The organism is Spirosoma sp. SC4-14, assembly GCF_037201965.1.
In the GTDB taxonomy this organism is placed as follows: Bacteria; Bacteroidota; Bacteroidia; order Cytophagales; family Spirosomataceae; genus Spirosoma.
The window spans coordinates 1,882,189-1,902,417 of record NZ_CP147518.1 but is presented as its reverse complement, the minus strand read 5'-3'; the positions used below and the strand labels follow the sequence as shown (position 1 = coordinate 1,902,417).

Below are 20,229 nucleotides of genomic sequence, written 5' to 3'. Positions count from 1 at the left end.
AATTGAGCGGTTTCGATATGCCTACTAAAGCTGTATACCTCTGTATCTCTGTGTCTCTGTGGACAAATAATTTTGCCAAAAACTGAAATATTCGGTATATGGCAGTTGACGCAAGTAAAAGCAGGCGTCAGCCACCGTATACCGAATACCGAATACCTATTTTCCAACTACCAGGGCTTACCTGTTCCCTGAACCAGCCACCCTTTCGACCAGGCGCTGTTTTTACCGTCGGATTGTGAGTTTGCGGTGGTTTCCAGTTTTTCAATAGCTACCCCCGAATTACTTTTATTCAGGTTCAATTCATCACGCATGTAATAGAATCGCAACGGCAAGGCTTTCCGTTTAGCAACAGGTCCGGGAGCCAATGCGGGTAGGCCAGTACGGCGATAGTCGAACCAGGCTTCGGTGGCGGCTGTCCAGCTCGCAATCCATTTCTGGCCCATAATCTGTTCCAGCGTACCTGCATAAGCCACTCCTTTCTGCGCAATAAAAGCTGTGTAGCTGCTGGTTAGTCCCCAGGCGGTCAGCGATGCTTTCACCCCTGCTTCGTAGTGGGTTTTGGCATCGCCGGCAGCCCAGCCTTTCAGTGCCGCTTCGGCCAGAATAAAATGTACTTCGGCCGCCGAAATCAACCGGGCTTTCAGCAATGTACCTTTGGCCTGTGTATAGATTTCGTTCAGATACGAAACGTGCGGGTTGTATGAGGTTTGGCCCGGTGTTGGGTTGAAGTTATAGCCCGACGGTAGCTGCGATACACTCGGGGGCAAGCCTACGTAGTTTGGGTCGGTATCGATAGCGGTACTACCCACTTTATCGGGCGATAGGTAACGAACTCCATTCACAATTTTATCCGTCCCGGTTGGTAGTGTTGCATCGACTGCCAGTGGAATTTCAACTTTTTTAGCCCAGATTGCCAGTCGCGGATCACTGGTTGCTTCCATTGGCTTCACCAGTGTCGAGCACATTTTAATCCGGCGGTAGTTGCTACCACTTATATCGAATACCGTATTCGAAGGCCACGAATCGCCCGAATTATTACCAACATACGCCATAGTTGCATCGTAAGAAGCATCGTCGATAATTGGGTATTGCGTTGGATTGGCAACAATTTTTTCGATACCGGCTTTGGCCACATCGGGCTGCTTGGCCGAAATCCGCATCAGGTAACGTAGCTTCAGCGAATTAGCCATTCTCTGCCATTTAGCAGGGTCGCCACTGTAATAAAAATCTGTATTCTCGGCAATGCTCGAATAAGATGCTTTAGGCTTCGACAGCAAGGTTGCTGCTTTGTCCAGATCGGCCAGAATACCAGCATAAATCGTTTGCTGGTCGTCGTACTTTGGCGTAATATAATCGGCACCGCCCAATTCTCCTTTTAGTGCATTGGTATAAGGTGCATCGCCCCACAGGTCGGTGATCAATCCAAAAATCATGGATTTCATCACCAGCGCCACGCCCTGATGATACTCCAGATTCAGAGCCACCGCCCGCTGATAGAGCAGATCGTTGTTGCGGAGCAGATCGTAATAGGGCGTCCAGCTTTGGTCGCCACCCCAATCGTAGTCGTTATGGCCGCTAAACCAGGCGTCTTTCTGAGTGTGTTGCACCACACCCGCGATATCCTGAAAGCCCAGGTTTACGTATGCCTTAGCGGTTTCGGTAAGCACCGTAGGTAGAACCAGGTTTGGATTCACCACATCGGGTTCAATACCGTTCGGGTTTATGTTTAGTTCTGACAGGTCTTTACAGGAAAAGAACGAGAATACCAGAACGAGTAAGGCCGTACTCTTTTTAACTAAATTGTTCATGGCTGAATGATTTTTGTAGATGGCGTGGGGATACCCCACGCCCTATGCCCTTATTTAAAATGTAAGACCAAGTTTGAAACCGACCGGAATAACCCAGGGCATTACGTTGTAGCGCTCGATACCCTGCTTGAACTGGGTTCCTGCTTGCGGGCTAGCCTGTGGCTGAAAAGCCATTTCAGGATCGACGTTGATTTTAGCCTTTGTCCAGAGAATGATATTCCGGCTGTAGACCGAGAATGTGGCGCTCTGCAAGCCAATAGACTTCACAAATTTGGCCGGAATGTCGTATCCAAGCGATACCTCACGAAGTTTTACGAAATCGGCATCGAAGGTAGCCGCCCGCGTGAAGCTCCAGGGATAGTTGTCGCCGTATGGAATAATCTTCGTACCGGCACCCCCCAGATTTTCGGTGTAGCCCGTGATGTTCCCCTGCGAATCATACTGCGCAATTACACCAGGGTTAAATACGCCATATGCATAGGTTTTGCCCCCAAATTCAAACGGATAGCCGCCGTAGGCTGCCGTTGGGCCACCCACAATCGGGAAGAAATTGCCGTGAATTTTAATGTACTCATCCTGATTGGCAACCAGCCAGTTGCGCAGCTCATCGCCAGTCCGGCCACCCGGATTGATCAGATTATCCAGAAAACGCTGCGACCGCAGATCAGACTCCATATACCGGTATGTCTGCGACACAAACTGCCCGCCCGACCGCCAGTCGAGTGAGAAATTCAGCGTAAAGCCTTTATACGACACCGAGCTTTGCGCACCCAGCATGAAGTTCGGGTTGAAGTTGCCGATCTTGTTTTTTGAATTTGTTGCACTTTTGCTCTGCCACGACCCGTCGTTGTCCAGAATTGGATAACCGTAGTAAGGTGAACTTTTATCGGTAACGGTAATGATCTGTGCATCATAAATATCACCAACTTTATCGCCTACATAAGTCCAGGCACCGCCCTTAGCATCGGTCCACAGCGTGTAGTATGGTAAGGCATCGGCCAGTTCTTTGATACGGGTGGTGTTCTTCGTAAAATTCGTTGTCAGATCCCAGCGCAAACCACCTTTGTCGATCAGCGTTCCGCCAAGCGACAATTCAACACCCCGGCTTTCGAGCAAACCAGCATTGATGTTTTTGGTTGTGAAACCCGACGACGACGGAATCTGCGTTGGTAGAATCTGGTTGCGGTTGTCCGATGTATAATACGTTCCCGAAAACCGCAGTTTATTATGGAACATGTTATAATCGATACCGACCTCAAATGAGGTAGCAATTTCAGGCTTCAGGTTCGGCAGCAGAATACTACTCGATTTATTCAGACGCGTTACGCCATTCCAGGCACCTGCATCGCCCAGCGTGGCATACAGGCTGTAGGGGTTTGCATCGTTACCTACCTGCGCAACGCCCGCCCGCACCTTAAACAGATCCACATTTCTGATATGGAACATTTCGTTCAGTAGCACGCTCAACGAGGCCGACGGATAGAAATAGGAGCGATTATCGACAGGCAACGTACTCGACCAGTCGTTACGAGCAGTCAGGTCGAGGTAAATCATGTCTTTATAATCGAAGTTTGCCATTCCATACACGCTGTAGATGGCCTTCTTATACAGATAGTTGCTGTATTGCAGGTTATTGGGAGCAATGTTCTGGATGGTATACAAACCTGGAATCACCAATCCAGCACCGTTCTTACTGCTGTTGCTGATGTCGCTCGATTGCGAATACCGGTTATTACCACCGGCCGAAATCACAACCCCCAAATCGTTGAACCGCTTGGTATAGGTAGCCAGGAAATCGGCATTCCGCTCGTAGCGTTTGAGGTTGATCAATCCATAGGCACCGTTTGGTTCGCCCGTATAGCTCTTGGCGATTTTGGTTTCGCGCTGCTCGTTATAGGTATCGAGCGAATAGCGACCCATCAGTTTAATGTCGGGCGTAAGTTGCCACTCGGCTTTCAGGTTCCCAAATACCCGGTCGCGCACGAAGCTGTTGTTAACTTCATAAGCCAGAAACCAGGGGTTGTTGTAGTTGCCAATACTCTGCGATTTTTGCTGCAAGCCCTCTTTACCCGGCACCCAGTAGTCGCGCAGGTCGTTGATGTCGATGTGCGACCCTACCGCATAGGCCCATTGCAAGGGGTTTGTTCCGCGCTCACCCGCTGGCCGGTTGTTGGAATTGTTGCGGCTAAAATCGAGGTTCGTGCTCAGTGTCAGTTTATTGTTGATTCGCAGGTTCGAACTGATAGCCAGTGTATTTTTGAACAGATCGGAGTTTGGAATAATACCCCGGTTGGTCATATTCGAATACGAAACCCGATACGTAACTTTCTCTGAGTTATTCGAAATCGACACGCCATTGGTGCTCGTAACGCCCGTGCGAACAAAATCGCGAACATTGTTGGGGTGCGAAACCAGTGGCGAAGGAACTTTATTACCACTAGCATCCGTCGGACTGTTCCATTGAATGGCATTGTACCCTTTATCGAGTTCAGGTCCTACGCCCCCCGCCGAACTCTCGTCGATTTGCAGAATCCCGCCCGGATAGGGGTTGTTGTCGGGCGTAAAAGGCAGCACACCCGTAGCAAACTGGTGCCCCATTTTCAGGTACTTATAGGGCTGATCGAATACCGTGTTCGATGATACCGATACGGTCATTTTCTGCGACTTAGATCCGCTTTTGGTCGTAATAAGCACAACGCCGTTGGCAGCACGCGAACCATAGAGAGCAGCCGCGCTGGGGCCTTTCAGAATCGAGATGTTTTCGATGTCTTCGGGATTGATATCCGAAATGGCGTTACCATAATCGACACGGTTGTCGCTACCAACCTGGCTCACGTTATTCAGTGTATTGGCAATGGGCACACCATCAACTACAAACAGCGGTTGGTTATCGGTGTTGAGCGATTTAGCGCCCCGAATAATCATACTCACCGACGAGCCCGTTGGGCCTGTTGAGTTGATCTGAACGCCCGGCACACGACCCGCCAGTGAATTCAGCACGTTTTCCTGAGCCACCCGGCTGATGTCTTTTCCCTGCACTTCGCCAACAGCATAACCCAGCGACCGCGCTTCGCGTTTGATACCCAGAGCCGTTACGACAACTTCGCCCAGAACTTCGTTGTTTTCAACCAGCGACACATTGATCACCGATTTATTTCCGACCTGAACTTCCTGCGTTTTATGGCCAATAAACGAAAAGACCAGTACCGCGTTGTTGTCGTTCACAGTAATCGAATAAGCCCCCCGTTTATCGGTAACGGTGCCAGATTGTGTGCCTTTAATCAGAACGTTAGCACCGGCAATAGGCTGTCCATCGGCCGCTAACGTAACGGTGCCGGTAATTGTTCGGGCAAACGTTAACACGTTGCCGCCTTTGGCTAACGTGCACGTAGAGCATAACCCCACCAGCAAGGTGACTGCCAACAGATGCCTCAGCATTGGGCAATAGGTAGACTTTGTGTTCATGCGTGACTTATTTTGAGGGATTCAATAGTTTTTAATCGACCAGGTAATCGTAGTGAGTAGGTATTTAAATCTGATTTTGCTTGAGAACTGGATGGTTTTCGGTTTCTGATTGGATTATAGACTGTTCGTGTTGGTTGAGGAGCTTGGTGAAATAAATTTCCAGTTGATCCGAATAAGCGTTGAGCATATCGTCCTGATGAAGGCCAGCCAAAAATTCGTCTAGCTCTGCCTCCGACAGGTTGTTGCTAATCAGTTGATTAATTAAGTAGCTGCTGCGTTCAGTTGCCATCAGCCTATCGTTTAGGCAGTTCGCATATAGTACGGGGGGGCACTTTGAAAAGACTACTCTGGAAAATTATTTTTTTAAGTTTATTTTAACAGGTATTAAAAAAAGCTTATTCCAGGCCCGGATATGTCATTTCAGTATAGCCTTAGTGGCCATTTTCAAGTCCGGATAAATCGCCAACCCATTCTTTACAAGCAACCCTTTTGACTACTTTTGCGGGAAACCAGCTGCTCTTGCAGCACCCCTCATGAACTTATTGATACGTTGTTTGTCGGTAACGGGCTGCCTGCTGATTACGGGCGCGCTGATCATGAGCTTTGTGTATCCAGAGAAAACTTCGTTGCCACGACAATCGGTCAGGACAGCGTATCTGACCAACCTGGCACAACTCGATTCAACCGTTGCTCATCTGCAATTAGCGGTGCAGCACAACCCTACGGAAGCCATTGTCCAGCATCGATTCCGAGCAGCACGACTGGCTTACAAACGGATCGAATTTCTGACGGAGTTCTATTTTTCGGGATCAGCCAAAGCACTCAATGGCCCTCCCCTGCCCGAAGGCGAAGTAGACGATGGGGTGGCTACGGTATTTCGGCCACACGGTTTTCAGGTTATTGAAGAACTGATTTTTCCGCTCGATAGCGCCCAGCATTCCGAGTTGCTCCACGAAATTGCCGGAATGCAAACAACCATCAGCCAATTGCGTCGGGTGGCTGGCTATAACGAAATGACCGAAGGGCAGATTTTTGACGCCATGCGGCTGGAAGTCGATCGCCTGATTACGCTGGGAATTACGGGTTTCGACTCGCCCATTGTTCAGCACTCATTACCCGAGGCCAGTGCGGCACTCGAAAGTCTCGATAACACCCTGCTGCTTTTTCCGATTCAGGATACAGACGCGGCCCTCAATAAGCAGCTCCACCAAACCATCCACCAAACGATTCGTGCGTTGCGAGCCCAATCCTTCGACCGCTTCGACCGGCTTACCTTTATTAGAAAATATGCCTATCCACTGAGTCGCCAGTTGCTGGATGCGCAATTAGCCCTTGGCTATCCGCTGGCAACCGACAAACGGATGTTACGCCAGTCGGCCCGTACCCTGTCTGACACAAATGCATTCGATCCAACGTTTTTCCAGCCCTATGGCCTGCCAAAGCCAACAGTAAGCCATACCGAACTCGGGAGAATGTTATTTTTCAATCCAATTCTTTCGGGCAATGGCCAGCGCACCTGCGCCAGTTGCCACCACCCCGACCGGGCGTTTACAGATGGCGAACCGTCGCCATTAGCTCTCGATGCTAAAACCCGAATTGGTCGGAACACCCCCACACTTGTCAATGCTGCGTTTCAATCGTTTCAGTTTATGGATTCCCGGTCTATTTTTCTGGAAGACCAGATAGCGGACGTTGTCCATAATGCACAGGAGATGGGCGGCTCGCTGACCAAAGCCGTTGCACAACTGCAACATGATTCTACGTATCGAACGTTGTTTTCTAAAGCCTACTCAGATGGGTTGACCGAAACCAATCTAAAAAATGCACTGGCGGCTTATGTTCGCTCACTGGTAAGTCTCAATGCCCGCTCCGACCGCTACCTGCGTGGCGAACGGGTTATGTTGACGAACGAAGAAAAAGCTGGTTTTAACATTTTTATGGGCAAGGGCAAATGCGCTACCTGTCATTTTTTTCCGCTCTATAATGGCACCATTCCGCCCGCCTACATCAAAACAGAGAGCGAAGTACTGGGTGCCCCCGCCACCCTGGCCGAACAGGTACCCGATGCCGATGCGGGTCGCTATCAAATAACCAAAATCGACATTCACCAGAAAGCCTTTAAAACACCCACCATCCGGCGCGTTGCCCAAACGGCTCCGTATATGCACAATGGCGTTTACCAGACGCTGGAGCAGGTAGTTGAATTCTATAATAAAGGTGGAGGAAATGGCCTGGGCTTTCAGTTAGAGAACCAAACGCTTCCTTTCGACAAACTCAGCCTGACAACGAAAGAAAAACGGGCGCTGGTTGCTTTTATGAAGACACTGTAACGGTCTTCATAAAAGCAACCAGCGCCCGTTGGACAACAAAAGAGGTTGTGGCTACTGCAACGAGCTAAAGAAATCGTAGGTACCAGAAATAAACGGAATGACCGAGGTGTAGTGATCTCCTCCTTTGATCGGAATAAGCTGAACATTTGCTGCACCACGCTTTGTCATGGCATCGTAGGCATTCTGCGAATTAAGGAACGACACCGTTTTATCGGCATCGCCATGATAGAGCCGGGTTGGCGTAAGGGGTTTCCAGTCGTGAATATCGTTATCCTGTACGGCTGCCAGAAAACCTTTGTCTGTTCCGTCGTTTATACCTTGCTTAAAGCTATCGGTAAATGTCTGATTCAGGCTAACATTTATGCTGGCATCTTTTCCCTGCGCTGCAATCTGCGTTGCATAAGGTTCTTTAAAATAATAAGCCATCGGATGATTGAGGCTATATAATCGATCGTAGGTGAGGAGCACCCACAAATAGAGCTGGTTTGTTGCCGGATCACCGCTGGTGGTTTCGTTTATAAGCTGATTCATAAACGCCGGTTTATCGTAAGCGCCAGCTCCGCAACTCGATGCTACCAGATTGAATTCGGAACCGGTTTCTTCCTCAATTTTTTTCTGCAATGCCAGTGTAGCATATCCCCCCTCCGAATACCCTGCTATATAGAGTTTTTTATTCCAGCTTACGCCTTTATCGCTCAGAAAGTCGCGGGTGGCCCGCAGCATATCGAGCGACGCCGTTGCCAGCCCGTTGCGTTGTTCATAGGTATGCAGCATATCTTTTGAAGCACCATAACCAATATAATCCGGTGCCGAAATAATGTATCCCTGCGAACCGAACAATGCCCCAAATGTGTAGACCTCGCTTGTCGACTGAAAATTCGACGGCGCATCGGCATCCTGCGTAATGGTGCCGTGCTGCATGCTCAACAACGATGCTGAAGTTGTTGTGTTGGGAATAATTACCGCGCCCGATGCTGTAATGCTCTTGCCGTCGGTATTGGTTGTGGTGTATTCGAGCCGGTATACACTGATGCCATACCGCACGAAAACCTGAAGCAACTGGGTTGATCCCGTAAACCGACTACGGAGCTGATCGGGTGTATATTCCCCAATTAATGAACTATTGGTAAGTACTCGGGTAACAGGTGTAACAGAATCATCGACCGCATTCTGCTTACAACCCATTGGGGCCAGTACGAGCAGAGTCGCTACCAGCCACAGCGATAAAAACGATTTAAATCTAATCATGAACGCTCAGAAGAGAGACGAGAGGCTACTCGTGTCGGTAAAATAACGCATGAAAAATCAATTTCGTTTGCTATACCGGCGATAAATAAAATACCACAAAGCCCTCTATATCAACCCCTTAAAACAAACAAAAATAACTTACCAGATTTTTTCACCAGCGGATCACCCAATCCCGAACAATATAAAAGAATGTGGTATTTGTAGAAATCGCTCCACAAAGTAGGCATTCGACTTCCCGCTTTAGTCCGTTGTCTTTACACTACCGATACACTGCAAAATCTTTTTTATTCGGCACTAAAACGAAACAACTAACTGTAAAATAGACACTTACCGCGTAGCTATTCCATAAACTTACGCCTAAAAAAAGTAATCCTATCAAATTGGTATAGCATTTGGCTAATAGTAATCAGTATCAATCATTCACAACGTTATGAAACGTCAACTTCAATCAGTCGGATCAAAATCGCTTGCCATTGTTCTGATGACGGGCATTTTGTCGGGCGGTATGATCACAAGTTGTAAGTCGCAGAAAAATTCATTGAGCAGAACCCAGAAAGGTGCCGCTGTTGGTGCTGGTGGTGGTGCCGTAGTAGGCGGTATTATTGGCAATAAATACGCAAAAGGAAATACTGTTCTGGGCGCAATCATTGGAGCCACAGTAGGTGGTGCTGCGGGTGCCGTAATTGGTCGGCATATGGATAAGCAAGCCGAAGAAATGAAAAAAAGTATGCCGAATGCGCAGGTCGAACGGGTAGGTGAAGGAATCAAAATTACGTTCGGCTCCGATATTCTCTTCGATGTGGACTCCTACGCGCTAAAGCCTGAAACCAAAAAGCAACTGGTAGACTTTGCGCAGACCCTCAATAATTATCCAGACACCGACATTCGGATTGAAGGTCATGCCGATGCAACAGGTTCTGAAGATCACAACCTGAAACTATCGCGCCAGCGCGCCGATGCAGTGGGTAGTTTTCTGGAAGCCCAGGGTGTGAAAACATCGCGGGTCGATGAGATGGGCTATGGCGAATCGCAACCGATTGCCGATAACTCAACCGAAGCAGGCCGTCGGAAAAACCGGCGGGTCGATATAGCGGTTTATGCCAACAAGGCAATGCAGCGCGACGCTAAAGATGGTAAGCTGGATTCAACCAACTAACACAGTGAGACAATGGCAACGGTGAAGAAAGGCGATGAGGTAGAATGGACGTACGGAAAAGGAAAAGCTGAAGGCACCGTTGCCGAAGTTCACCCGAAGGATGTAACCAGAACGGTTCAGGGAACACGCGTGAAACGCAAAGGTTCACCCAGCGAACCGGCTCTCGTTCTACAACAGGGCGACAAAACGATTATAAAATCGGCAAGTGAGGTAACTAAACAATAGACTCAACATGGCAACTGCAACCACCACATTCGACGAGACGGAAAAGAAGCAGATTAAACATGAATTTGATGAACTCGTCAATATGTCGGCTTCTCAGATGGAAAAATGGCTGCAAACCGACGAGTCGAAAGCAGTGGGGCAAAAAGACAACGATAGCAGTGAGTCGACAGGCCATAAATCGGGCGGAAACATTATTCGCATTCTGAATAAAAAATCGGCCGACTTATCCAATAGCGACTATGAGCATATGCGCAAAGTAGTCGGCTATATTAAACGCCACAGTGCTCAGCGGCCAAACGAAATAGAAGGGTCGAATTGGGAATATTCATTAAAAAACTGGGGACATAACCCCGCCAGGAAATAGTTTTCGGCATTCGGTCTTTTTGAAAAACCGGTTGCAATTACCTTTCTGATTTACTCAACTCAACGAACGTTACGAAACTTTTTCAATTCAACACACAACCAAACTTAAACGTTATGAACGTGAAAGAAAGCCGGGGCGAAATCCTCGATCAGTTAAACCGCCTGCTAACCCGCAACCACGATGCTGAAAAAGGCTACCAGGAAGCGGCCGAAAATGTGAAAGATACCGAATTAAAAAGCCTGTTTATGGCGCAGTCGCGTCAGCGAGGAGAATTTGCGATAGAATTAGACCGCGAAATCAGATCGCTGGGTGGCGATCCTGATAGTGGTACAAGCTTTGCTGCTGATATGCACCGTGCCTGGATCAACGTAAAAACGGCGTTTTCCAGCAATGATGATAAGGCAACCGTAGAAGAGTGCAAACGAGGAGACCAGGAATCCCTCGAAGACTATAATTCTGTACTTCAGGAAACAGACTTAGTTGCCAGCACTCGCGAATTATTGTTGCGACAAAAACAGAGCATCGAGTCGGCTCATGCCTCGATGGCTCGTCTGGCCTTGGTAGTGTAGTGAATGGTGGGATCGGAAAGCCTGTTTCCATTGGGAACAGGCTTTTTTGTGTACAATAAAATACAAAATAAATACATGAAAGACATAAAACTTCTCATGAATAAACATTCGTTTTCATTCGCAGTTTATCTATATGGGTATAAACCATTCCTGCATTAAACGTTATGAGTAAACATATATCAACAGCTTCCGACCCGGAAGCCGTTCAGTTCAAACCGGGCAAGCCTTATCCACGCGGAGCAACTTATGATGGCGAAGGTGTTAATTTTGCCTTATTCAGTGAAAATAGTACTGGTGCTTACCTCTGCCTATACGATGCCGAAGACCCCAGTCGCGAAACGGCTCGTATTCCCATTTCGGAACGAACCGAATTTGTCTGGCATATCTACATCGAGGGTTTACAACCCGGCCAGTTATATGGCTATCGGATAGAAGGTCCTTACGATCCTAAAGCTGGCTTATTTTTTAACCCCAACAAACTGTTGCTCGATCCCTATGCACGAGCGATTAATGCGCCCGTAACCCACAACGACTCCTGGCTCGGGTACGACTATAAAAACCCTTCCGACGATCGCTATCTTATCATGAGTGAAGAAGATAGTGGGCCAACCATGCCAAAATCCGTCGTGGTCGACCCATCGTTCGATTGGGAAGATGATCAGGCTCCGGCTATTCCGCTCCATCGCTCGGTGATCTACGAAATGCATGTGAAAGGATTTTCGCACCTGCACCCAACAATGGACGAATCGATCCGTGGAACGTATGCCGGGTTAGGCTCGCAGGAAAGCATCGATTATTTGAAGAAGCTAGGTGTTACGGCTGTAGAACTATTGCCCGTTCATCAGTTTACCGACGAAAGCTACTGGGGGTACAATACCATCGGCTTTTTTGCTCCGCAGAATACCTATTCGTCGTCAGGTATGGCCGGGCAACAGGTTACAGAGTTTAAGCAGATGGTTAAGAACCTCCACAAAGCAGGGCTGGAAGTTATTCTGGATGTGGTTTATAATCATACGGCCGAAGGTAATCAATTTGGCCCAATGCTATCCTTCCAGGGTATCGACAACCGGGCCTATTACCATCAGGTTGGCGACCAGCCCGAGTATTACATGGATTATACCGGAACGGGCAACACCTTCAACCTGAGCCATCCGCGCGTATTGCAACTGGTGATGGATAGCCTCCGCTATTGGGTAACCGACATGCACGTTGATGGCTTCCGGTTCGATCTGGCATCGGCGCTAATCCGTACTGATGAAGAACAGGGACGCGTGTCGTCATTTCTGGACACAGTGACTCAGGACCCTATTCTGACTCAGGTAAAATTAATTGCCGAACCCTGGGATATCCAGTCGTATCATGTAGGGAGTTTTCCGGTTCGGTGGGCCGAATGGAACGGTAAATTCCGCGATACCTTTCGGGCATTCTGGAAAAGTGACGATGGCAGAGCGGCAGAAGCTACTTTACGTCTATTAGGCAGCCCCGACCTGTACGGCAATGATGGTCGTTCGCCAGCCAATAGCATTAATCTGATTACGGCCCACGATGGCTTTACCCTTAACGATCTGGTCAGCTACAACGATAAACATAACGAAGCAAACGGTGAGGATAATCGCGACGGCTCAAACGACAACCTAAGCTGGAATTGCGGAGCCGAAGGTCCTACCGATGATCCGGATATAATTGCCCTGCGCGAACGTCAGAAACGAAATTTCCTGACAACCTTATTTCTGAGCCAGGGAACCCCCATGCTCGTTATGGGCGACGAATGCGGGCGTACGCAACAGGGTAACAACAATGGCTATAATCAGGACAGCGACATTAGCTGGATGGATTGGCACTGGAACGAAAACCAACAGGCCCTGTTCGATTTTACGAGTCAGCTTACGGCTCTTCGGCATAATATGCCTATTCTGAGTCGACGGAAATTCTTCGAAACAGACCAGATTAGCTTTCTCCGGCCCGATGGGCATAAAATGACGCAGAATGACATCAATAATCCATATACACACTGCCTGGCGTTGTTTATTGATGGGCACCGGGTCGACGAACAAACCGAAGATGGGCAGGATATAGGCCACCAGCAGTTGCTCTGGGTTCTGAATGCTTACTGGGAGGAGATTCCGTTTATGCTCCCTAAAAAAGGACACAAAAAAAATCCAGCCTGGCATGTAGTTGTTGATACGTATTCGGGAAAAGTTAACCCAGACATTGAACCAGCGCCGGGTGGGCAACAGTATACCATACCGCCCCGATCGAGCATTTTATTTCGTTTACGATAAGTCTATACTAATCGCCTGTTTCGTATCCCGCCCGAAAGCCCTCGGGCGGTTTTTTTTTATACTTCACTATATTTCTTAAATACCCACTCTTTTCGAACAACGGGAGCTTTCTGAAGGGCATAGCGCAACTCGTTGTCGTTGGAAAAGACAACCTGACTAAGCTGAAATGTTTCGACGTGTACGGCTAACTCCTGCACATCGAACGGCCAGGGGTCAATACATAAAGAACCATCGCGACGCTGCAGAATAAAATAGACAGTACCATCGGGGCCCGTGCTGATTTCCAGCCGACGCTCCTGCACAGGTACCTGATTCAGACACAAAATCAGCGAGAGCGCATCGAACCATTGCACAAAGTCATAGGCATACTGTGCTTCGGCCTTAATTACCTTGTAGTGCTTTCGCCACTTTGTCTGGTTTGCAACCTGCTCATCCAGAAATTTATCGAGGGCTTTATCACTTCCTCGTTTGGATTCATACAGAAACGAGGTGTGCATGGAGAGCAGCAGCGCATTCCAGTAGCTTTTCTGCAAACCAATTTCAATCATCCGTCGGCACTGATCTACTGAGTACTGCGGAATTTGAAAGGGTAAAGGAGCACCTACTTTTGTAAGATGCCGACGCCCTTCCCAGGGGTCCTGGCCATCGTCGTGTTCAGTAAGGGCAACTAATGTTTCGGCCCAGTTGACAGGGCGGCTGTCGGGTTGCCAGTGCAAAGCCATTTGAACCGCCAGCAATCCATGTGCCTGTTGGTTAATGATCTCCCAACCCCAATCTGTTTGATTAACAATCATTCAATAAAGTAAAAGAGCGAAAGAGTGGGCAGCCCAATTCGCTCTTTCGCTTGTTTGCTCTTTAATTATACACCTTCTGGTTTTCACCCATTTTTGGCGGATTACCGGTTATTGCTGCGGTAGCCTGCTGAAATAACCTAACCATCGTACTGTCGCTGGCGTTCCAATATTCGGCCATTTCAGTATGAACTTTCAGCAATATTAATTCAGGATCGTCTTTTCCATCAGGAAACCAGGCTTTAGCCTGCGGATTCCAGAGTTCATCGATCTTGGCCCGATCGACCAGTTCATCGGCCGTACCCGATATCGACACATAATCGGCATCGCCTACATCAGCAAAAGCCAGATTAACCCGATGCGCGTTGTGATCAATCTGAGAAACCTTGGGAGCCGTACGTTTCGAAAAGAACCAGATCGTACCATCTTCGTCCATTTGCAGAGCAGCCATTGGCCGACTCACCAAACGGCCATCATCAGCAACGGTAGTCATCATGGCAATTCGAATGTCTTCAACCAGTTCTCTCACTTTTTCGAGCTGTTTGTTTACCTGTGGTTTAGTTTCCATAACGTTAGTCATAAAAAAATCGTCAGCCAATAATTGTCAGTCGAACGGGAAACGGGTTCCAGCTAACGGCTGATAATTACTGACTGACGATGAGTTATTTATTAATTATAAAGCGTTTCGCGCAGGTCGATTCCGTAGAACAACGATGCGGGAGTAGTGGTTGGGTTGTTGGCCTCTACATCGGTCTGATAGGCCATATCCAGAATACCTACACAACTACAAATAGTTTGCTGACACATGGCATACACCTGTTGGCAGCGTTGCGTATCGAACTGGCTCACTTCCTGCGCGCATTTTTCGCATACTTCAATGCAGGCTTTGGCCAGCAGACGGGTATTTTCAGAACCCCGAACATAAAGCATGGCCAATTGACGACACATATCGGCGCAATCGAGATTCAAAAAAATACTACGATACCAGTTTTCAATATCTTCTGCCCGTGAACATTCCGTAGCAAATTCATCACAGAGGGCAGCACAGCCAGTCAGTGAATCGTAAATGTTTTTTTTCCAGATCATCACCAGAGTTGAGTTTATACCAGGTTAGGGATTGGCCCGAGGCTGCCAACCTTTATTCATTGACTGAGACTGAACCAAACGCGCCCACTGACGGGCTTCGTCTACACTAAGCGCTACAACTTGCTGTTTATCCTGCATGCCCTGCTCTAGCAGGCGATTGGCAATTTCGATCGCTTTAGCCCGAGTGCTTGGGTTAAGCGAACGCATTGCGGCAGGAAAATGAGTTGGTGTCCACATCATCGTGTTGGTCATCTTTTCTATCTAGTTATGTGCTTTTATTGTGCCAATCCCGTTTGTGGGTTCTGCCAGCATGAGCGTATTTATCAGACATCACTCATTATCAACCTCATAGAAAATAAAACCCTCTAATGACAAGTTCTTTTTAATACCCTGGCTAAACTGGTAAGTGTAGAATTTGACCTGAGAACTGTAGATGTTTTTACCCAATGCTATTCCTCAGAAGTAGCTGATTATAGCCGCTGTAGACCCAAAAAATCGGCAGTACCATACGGGCGGAAAGACTATCGAAACAGAGAAGCATTTCTGTAAATTACGTACACTATTTCTTGTTGAAGAACTTAAATCAGTTACTCATTGCGCAGAAAAGTGGATTAAAACTTTATTAATAATTAATCATTCATGAAAAATTATGTTTACCAGTCAGTTATAGAGCTTTGAAGCCATAATAAGCTGGCTATGAAGCTCTGTAAAATTGTACTTTTAAAAGTAAACTACCGCTCAATAACAATCCTACAAACTAATAAACTGGTTTGTCGCTTTTAATTCAGAAAATAGCTATGTATGTTGCCAACATGAAGATTCTGGTTGTTGAAGACGAGCCTAAACTGGCCTCGTTCGTAAAAAAGGGTTTAGAGGAGCAATCCTGCGAAGTGGATGTGGCATATGACGGACAATTAGGCCGAAATATGGCACTCAGCAATTCCTACGACGTTATCGTTATGGACGTTAATCTGCCTAAGATGAACGGCTTCGACGTAGTCCAGTCGCTTCGACAGGAACGAGTTAGCACGCCCGTTCTGATGCTGACGGCTATGGGATCGGTAGATGACAAACTAACAGGTTTCGAATCAGGAGCCGACGATTATCTGGTAAAACCTTTCGAGTTTCGGGAACTAATGGCCCGGCTGCGAGCGCTTACCAAACGAGGAAATGAAGCTGGCCTTCAGTCGAATGTGTTGAAAGTAGCCGATCTTGAACTAGATTTGAATGAGAAAGTAGCCCGGCGCGGAAACAAACGGATCGAATTGACAGCCAAAGAGTTTGGCTTACTCGATTACCTGATGCGGAACCGGGGGCGGGTCGTATCGCGAGTCGATATTGCCGAAAAGGTCTGGGATATCCACTTCGATACGGGCACCAATGTTATTGATGTTTACGTAAATTTCCTTCGTAAAAAAATTGATAAAGATTTCTCCCAGAAACTCATCCATACGGTGATTGGCATGGGATATATGCTAAAAGAAGAATAGAACAGAGTAGTTGAAAATAGACATCGGGATCGACGCTCTGTTCGGACTTCTCACTCCTAACTACTCAGGAAATGAATATCCGCACAAGACTGACTCTGCTTTTCGTATTAATGGTAGCGTCGATTCTATTACTATTTTCGGTATCGGTCTATTACCTCTACGATCAGTTTCGACAGCAGGAGTTTGAACAGCGGCTGGAAGAAAAAGCCCTCACTACCGTTCGATTGCGCGAAGATGTTGGTGAAGTTCCCCAGGCCGACCTGCCCGTGATTACGAATGAGCAAATTACAATTTATAACGACCGCGGCACTGTTCTTTACAATGAGAACAATACCCAGCCGCGCTTTCCCATTACGCCCAGCTTTTTAAAGAAAGTCTCGCTAAAAAAAGCTCAATATCTGCGTTTAGACGATATTGAAGCTGTTGGTGTTCGCTATCAGACCCAACATGGCGAATCGTTCATTATTGTCTCGTCGGGTAACGATCGCTATGGTTTCAGTAAACTTGATCGCCTGCGCCAGATTCTGATTTTCGGCTGGATATTATGTCTCTTCATTGTTGGCATTGCAGGCTACCTGTTTGCGACAGACGCGCTCCGGCCGGTTTCGGAGTTGATAGCCCAGGTAAATGCCATATCGGCCACCAATATTCACGAACGGCTTCGCGTTGGGCGTCAGCGCGATGAGCTGGCCGATTTGGCCCGTACGTTCAATGCGCTGCTAAGCCGTCTGGAAGAAGCCTTTGTGTCGCAGAAGAGTTTTGTTTCGCACGCTTCGCACGAACTCCGAACTCCGCTGACGGTGATGATGGGTCAGATTGAAGTAACGCGTTTCCAGGCCCGCTCGACAGACGAGTATGAAGTTGCCTTCGATGGTCTGCTCGATGAAGTTAAAAACATGATCAGGCTCGTCAATGGATTGCTGGACCTGGCTCGGGCTAGTTCTGATGCTGCTGCCCTCAAGTATCAGCCCGTCCGGATCGATGAACTACTCTGGCAGGCTCAGAGCCAAATAACTCACAAACGACCCGATTACCAAATCGATATTGACTTCGATAACCTGCCCGATCAGGAAGAAGACCTCGTTCTGGTTGGAGAAGAATCGTTGTTGCAAACAGCCTTTCAGAACCTGATGGAAAATGGCTGTAAATACTCGCCCGATGGTCGCGTTACGGTTCGCATTTCGTTTGAACCTGGGCAAGTACAGCTCACCATCAGCGATAAGGGCTACGGCATTTCGGCCACCGATCTGTCACACATTTTCGAGCCATTTTACCGCTCCGAAAACACCATGACCATCAAAGGACATGGCATTGGACTGGCGCTTACCAAACGTATTATCGAACTACACAGGGGTAAGATTTCAGTCGAATCGAAGGTTGGCGTTGGTACAACTTTCCGCATAACGTTGCCCATCCAGAATAATCTCAAAAGCAGGGCATCATCTTTACGCATCGAACCCGACTATACACCAGCCAGGCCCGCTCTTCAGGCGGGCGGTCACCGATAACAACGGGTATAGCCTCTGAACCGATTCTACTGCCACTGCCACTTTCTTCGGAAGCACTACCTTTGTATCATGACCTACATTCAGACAGACACGTATACCATACGTGGCTATGAGTGCGATGCCTCCGGCCGCTTGAGTATCACCGCCCTAATGAATCTCATGCAGGAATCGGCTAACCGAAATGCCATAGACTATGGCATTGGTATCAGCGATCTGGCAAATCGGGGATATGGCTGGATGCTGATGCGTTTCCGGCTCCAAATGCACCGCTACCCACGCTATGGACAAACCATTCGGGTTATAACGTATCCTACTTTTGTCGAAAAATATTTTATCTATCGCGATTTTCGGGTGTTAGCCGATGATGATACCCTGCTGACCAATGCCTCCAGCATATGGCTCGTATTTAGTATCGACAAACGAACTATGGTGCCACTGCCCGACTTTATCCGGCAACTAACGGTTCCCACTACCATTGCTCCCTTGCCTAAACTCACCACCAAACCCGATTACCTGATCACATCATTTGATCAGGCTCCGGCCAGAGAAGTGGATGTAGGCTGGACCAGTATCGATCAGAATCAGCACGTCAACAATGTGGCATACGTGCAATGGCTCCTGGAATCGATCGATACAAATACGCTACAAACGCGGGAATTAGCTGAAATTGATTTAGTTTACCGGAACGAAACGCATTGGGGCGATCTGCTACAGATTCAGTCCGTAGCTACAGACGATGGACTTGTTTATCAGCGGATCGAACAACGTAATTCGGCCAGAGATGTCTTACTCGCCCAAAGTCAATGGCGAATAGAAAAATAGGTTTATCGTTTATGGCTCCTAGTGGCTCCGCAGCAGTACGGTTATAGCCAGTGGACCACTATGAACCATAAATCATCTACCAAAAACCAACAACTGAAATGATCTCATCATCAAACAAACAGGCAGATACCCTTCCTCTGGATGGGGTTATGAGTGGCCTCATGCGTCGGTATAGCGAACGGGTTCCCGATGTTCAGAACGTAATCGACGCTATGATTAACGAAGGCATCATCGGCCGAGCCGATGACATTGAAAACGACCACATTGCCTTCCGAACGATGGGCGTTCCCAACCTCGGTCTGGCTTCTTTCGAGAAAATTTTTCTGCACTACGGCTACGAAAAACGCGACGAGTATAATTTTATAGAAAAAAAACTGACCGCAAACTGGTTTTCGCCACCTTCTCCTCAGTACCCGCGCATTTTTGTCAGCGAGTTGCGGGTTCATGAATTATCAGCAGAAGCTCAGCAAATTATCCATCGCTATACCGACATGGTAACGAGCGATCCGGTCGATGCTCTGGACCTGGACGATGCACCTACTGTCGATCAGTTTTTACACCAGCCGCTCTGGAACACTCCTACCCTGGCCGATTACCAGACACTGTTAAAAGAAAGCGAATATGCGGCCTGGGTCATTTATAACCGCTATTACCTGAACCATTTTACCATTAGCGTTCATAACCTGAAAGAAGGCTATAATACAATTGATGAATTCGTGGCTTTTCTGGAGCGTCGTGGTTTCAAACTCAACTCGGCAGGTGGTACTATTAAAATCAGTCCTGATGGTAATTTACGGCAGGCATCGACAGTAGCCCAGATGATCGATGCTGAATTTGCCGGTGGCGATGTGTTCCGAATAGCTGGCTCGTATGTTGAATTTGCCGAACGGCGCGTTCTTCCTGAATTTCAAAACATACCGGCCAACCAAATTGGCCGACAGCACCGGCGCGAAGGTTTCGAAACGGGCAACGCCGATAAAATTTTTGAAAGCACGTTTACAACCCAGACTGGTAGATGATTGGTAATTGGTTTACAGTTGCTTCGCATCAAAGCAAGTTAATAGGCAGCGCACCCATAAACCACA

Annotated in this window: 18 protein-coding genes; 10 read left to right on the top strand and 8 right to left on the bottom strand. The window is 47.9% G+C overall.

Going from position 1 to position 20,229, the window contains the following annotated elements; translation table 11 throughout:
- Window positions 1–167: 167 nt before the first annotated feature.
- The 3 genes from WBJ53_RS07670 to WBJ53_RS07660 form a co-directional block, all read right to left on the bottom strand.
- A complete protein-coding gene (locus tag WBJ53_RS07670) occupies window positions 168–1,808 on the bottom strand; it encodes a SusD/RagB family nutrient-binding outer membrane lipoprotein (protein WP_338875485.1) in 1,641 nt (546 codons plus the stop codon).
- 54 nt (window positions 1,809–1,862) lie between these two features.
- Window positions 1,863–5,273 (bottom strand): SusC/RagA family TonB-linked outer membrane protein, encoded by a 3,411-nt coding sequence (locus tag WBJ53_RS07665; protein WP_338875484.1) that lies wholly within the window; start codon window positions 5,271–5,273, stop codon window positions 1,863–1,865.
- A 64-nt stretch (window positions 5,274–5,337) separates the two neighbouring features.
- On the bottom strand, window positions 5,338–5,562 hold the full coding sequence (locus WBJ53_RS07660; protein WP_338875483.1) for a hypothetical protein: 225 nt from the start codon (window positions 5,560–5,562) through the stop codon (window positions 5,338–5,340).
- A 244-nt stretch (window positions 5,563–5,806) separates the two neighbouring features.
- Here WBJ53_RS07660 and WBJ53_RS07655 point away from each other — a divergent pair, with 244 nt between their 5' ends.
- Complete coding sequence (locus tag WBJ53_RS07655; RefSeq protein WP_338875482.1) at window positions 5,807–7,603, top strand: cytochrome c peroxidase; 1,797 nt, start codon at window positions 5,807–5,809, stop codon at window positions 7,601–7,603.
- Between the two features lie 51 nt (window positions 7,604–7,654).
- On the opposite strand, the gene WBJ53_RS07650 is transcribed toward WBJ53_RS07655, so the two are convergent.
- Window positions 7,655–8,851: a lipase family protein gene (locus tag WBJ53_RS07650; protein WP_338875481.1), complete on the bottom strand. Its 1,197-nt coding sequence runs from the start codon at window positions 8,849–8,851 to the stop codon at window positions 7,655–7,657.
- A 430-nt stretch (window positions 8,852–9,281) separates the two neighbouring features.
- Between WBJ53_RS07650 and WBJ53_RS07645 the strand changes: the two genes are divergently transcribed.
- From WBJ53_RS07645 to glgX, 5 genes are all read left to right on the top strand, one after another.
- Window positions 9,282–10,007: an OmpA family protein gene (locus tag WBJ53_RS07645; protein WP_338875480.1), complete on the top strand. Its 726-nt coding sequence runs from the start codon at window positions 9,282–9,284 to the stop codon at window positions 10,005–10,007.
- 12 nt (window positions 10,008–10,019) lie between these two features.
- Window positions 10,020–10,232, top strand: a complete 213-nt coding sequence (locus WBJ53_RS07640) for a DUF2945 domain-containing protein (protein ID WP_338875479.1) — start codon at window positions 10,020–10,022, stop codon at window positions 10,230–10,232.
- Window positions 10,233–10,239: 7 nt separating this feature from the next.
- Window positions 10,240–10,596, top strand: coding sequence for a DUF3140 domain-containing protein (locus tag WBJ53_RS07635; RefSeq protein ID WP_338875478.1), 357 nt, complete (start codon window positions 10,240–10,242; stop codon window positions 10,594–10,596).
- A gap of 113 nt (window positions 10,597–10,709) precedes the next feature.
- Entirely contained in the window at window positions 10,710–11,165 is a 456-nt protein-coding gene (locus WBJ53_RS07630; protein ID WP_338875477.1) for a PA2169 family four-helix-bundle protein, read from the top strand.
- Between the two features lie 164 nt (window positions 11,166–11,329).
- Entirely contained in the window at window positions 11,330–13,447 is a 2,118-nt protein-coding gene (gene glgX, locus WBJ53_RS07625) for a glycogen debranching protein GlgX (protein ID WP_338875476.1), read from the top strand.
- 56 nt (window positions 13,448–13,503) lie between these two features.
- On the opposite strand, the gene WBJ53_RS07620 is transcribed toward glgX, so the two are convergent.
- The 4 genes from WBJ53_RS07620 to WBJ53_RS07605 all read right to left on the bottom strand — a co-directional run bounded on the left by WBJ53_RS07620 (window position 13,504) and on the right by WBJ53_RS07605 (window position 15,576).
- Window positions 13,504–14,241 (bottom strand): DUF3891 family protein, encoded by a 738-nt coding sequence (locus WBJ53_RS07620; RefSeq protein WP_338875475.1) that lies wholly within the window; start codon window positions 14,239–14,241, stop codon window positions 13,504–13,506.
- Window positions 14,242–14,302: 61 nt separating this feature from the next.
- Window positions 14,303–14,806: a pyridoxamine 5'-phosphate oxidase family protein gene (locus tag WBJ53_RS07615; protein WP_338875474.1), complete on the bottom strand. Its 504-nt coding sequence runs from the start codon at window positions 14,804–14,806 to the stop codon at window positions 14,303–14,305.
- Between the two features lie 101 nt (window positions 14,807–14,907).
- Window positions 14,908–15,324: a four-helix bundle copper-binding protein gene (locus tag WBJ53_RS07610; protein WP_338875473.1), complete on the bottom strand. Its 417-nt coding sequence runs from the start codon at window positions 15,322–15,324 to the stop codon at window positions 14,908–14,910.
- 24 nt (window positions 15,325–15,348) lie between these two features.
- Complete coding sequence (locus tag WBJ53_RS07605; RefSeq protein WP_338875472.1) at window positions 15,349–15,576, bottom strand: hypothetical protein; 228 nt, start codon at window positions 15,574–15,576, stop codon at window positions 15,349–15,351.
- Window positions 15,577–16,136: 560 nt separating this feature from the next.
- On the opposite strand from WBJ53_RS07605, the gene WBJ53_RS07600 reads away from it, so the two are divergent.
- From WBJ53_RS07600 to WBJ53_RS07585, 4 genes are all read left to right on the top strand, one after another.
- Window positions 16,137–16,814, top strand: coding sequence for a response regulator transcription factor (locus tag WBJ53_RS07600; protein WP_338877168.1), 678 nt, complete (start codon window positions 16,137–16,139; stop codon window positions 16,812–16,814).
- 71 nt (window positions 16,815–16,885) lie between these two features.
- Complete coding sequence (locus tag WBJ53_RS07595; protein ID WP_338875470.1) at window positions 16,886–18,322, top strand: ATP-binding protein; 1,437 nt, start codon at window positions 16,886–16,888, stop codon at window positions 18,320–18,322.
- A 69-nt stretch (window positions 18,323–18,391) separates the two neighbouring features.
- Window positions 18,392–19,144, top strand: a complete 753-nt coding sequence (locus WBJ53_RS07590; protein ID WP_338875469.1) for an acyl-ACP thioesterase domain-containing protein — start codon at window positions 18,392–18,394, stop codon at window positions 19,142–19,144.
- Window positions 19,145–19,242: 98 nt separating this feature from the next.
- Complete coding sequence (locus WBJ53_RS07585; protein ID WP_338875468.1) at window positions 19,243–20,163, top strand: DUF1338 domain-containing protein; 921 nt, start codon at window positions 19,243–19,245, stop codon at window positions 20,161–20,163.
- The last annotated feature ends 66 nt before the right edge of the window (window positions 20,164–20,229 follow it).

Bases quoted from the DNA above. Each gene is read 5' to 3' on its own strand.
- WBJ53_RS07605 (WP_338875472.1), bottom strand. From the start codon at position 15,576: ATGACCAACACGATGATGTGGACACCAACTCATTTTCCTGCCGCAATG.
- WBJ53_RS07630 (WP_338875477.1), top strand. From the start codon at position 10,710: ATGAACGTGAAAGAAAGCCGGGGCGAAATCCTCGATCAGTTAAACCGC.
- WBJ53_RS07620 (WP_338875475.1), bottom strand. From the start codon at position 14,241: ATGATTGTTAATCAAACAGATTGGGGTTGGGAGATCATTAACCAACAG.
- WBJ53_RS07610 (WP_338875473.1), bottom strand. From the start codon at position 15,324: ATGATCTGGAAAAAAAACATTTACGATTCACTGACTGGCTGTGCTGCC.
- WBJ53_RS07590 (WP_338875469.1), top strand. From the start codon at position 18,392: ATGACCTACATTCAGACAGACACGTATACCATACGTGGCTATGAGTGC.
- WBJ53_RS07585 (WP_338875468.1), top strand. From the start codon at position 19,243: ATGATCTCATCATCAAACAAACAGGCAGATACCCTTCCTCTGGATGGG.
- WBJ53_RS07635 (WP_338875478.1), top strand. From the start codon at position 10,240: ATGGCAACTGCAACCACCACATTCGACGAGACGGAAAAGAAGCAGATT.
- WBJ53_RS07600 (WP_338877168.1), top strand. From the start codon at position 16,137: ATGAAGATTCTGGTTGTTGAAGACGAGCCTAAACTGGCCTCGTTCGTA.
- WBJ53_RS07615 (WP_338875474.1), bottom strand. From the start codon at position 14,806: ATGGAAACTAAACCACAGGTAAACAAACAGCTCGAAAAAGTGAGAGAA.
- WBJ53_RS07655 (WP_338875482.1), top strand. From the start codon at position 5,807: ATGAACTTATTGATACGTTGTTTGTCGGTAACGGGCTGCCTGCTGATT.
- WBJ53_RS07670 (WP_338875485.1), bottom strand. From the start codon at position 1,808: ATGAACAATTTAGTTAAAAAGAGTACGGCCTTACTCGTTCTGGTATTC.
- WBJ53_RS07640 (WP_338875479.1), top strand. From the start codon at position 10,020: ATGGCAACGGTGAAGAAAGGCGATGAGGTAGAATGGACGTACGGAAAA.
- glgX (WP_338875476.1), top strand. From the start codon at position 11,330: ATGAGTAAACATATATCAACAGCTTCCGACCCGGAAGCCGTTCAGTTC.
- WBJ53_RS07595 (WP_338875470.1), top strand. From the start codon at position 16,886: ATGAATATCCGCACAAGACTGACTCTGCTTTTCGTATTAATGGTAGCG.
- WBJ53_RS07660 (WP_338875483.1), bottom strand. From the start codon at position 5,562: ATGGCAACTGAACGCAGCAGCTACTTAATTAATCAACTGATTAGCAAC.
- WBJ53_RS07645 (WP_338875480.1), top strand. From the start codon at position 9,282: ATGAAACGTCAACTTCAATCAGTCGGATCAAAATCGCTTGCCATTGTT.
- WBJ53_RS07665 (WP_338875484.1), bottom strand. From the start codon at position 5,273: ATGAACACAAAGTCTACCTATTGCCCAATGCTGAGGCATCTGTTGGCA.
- WBJ53_RS07650 (WP_338875481.1), bottom strand. From the start codon at position 8,851: ATGATTAGATTTAAATCGTTTTTATCGCTGTGGCTGGTAGCGACTCTG.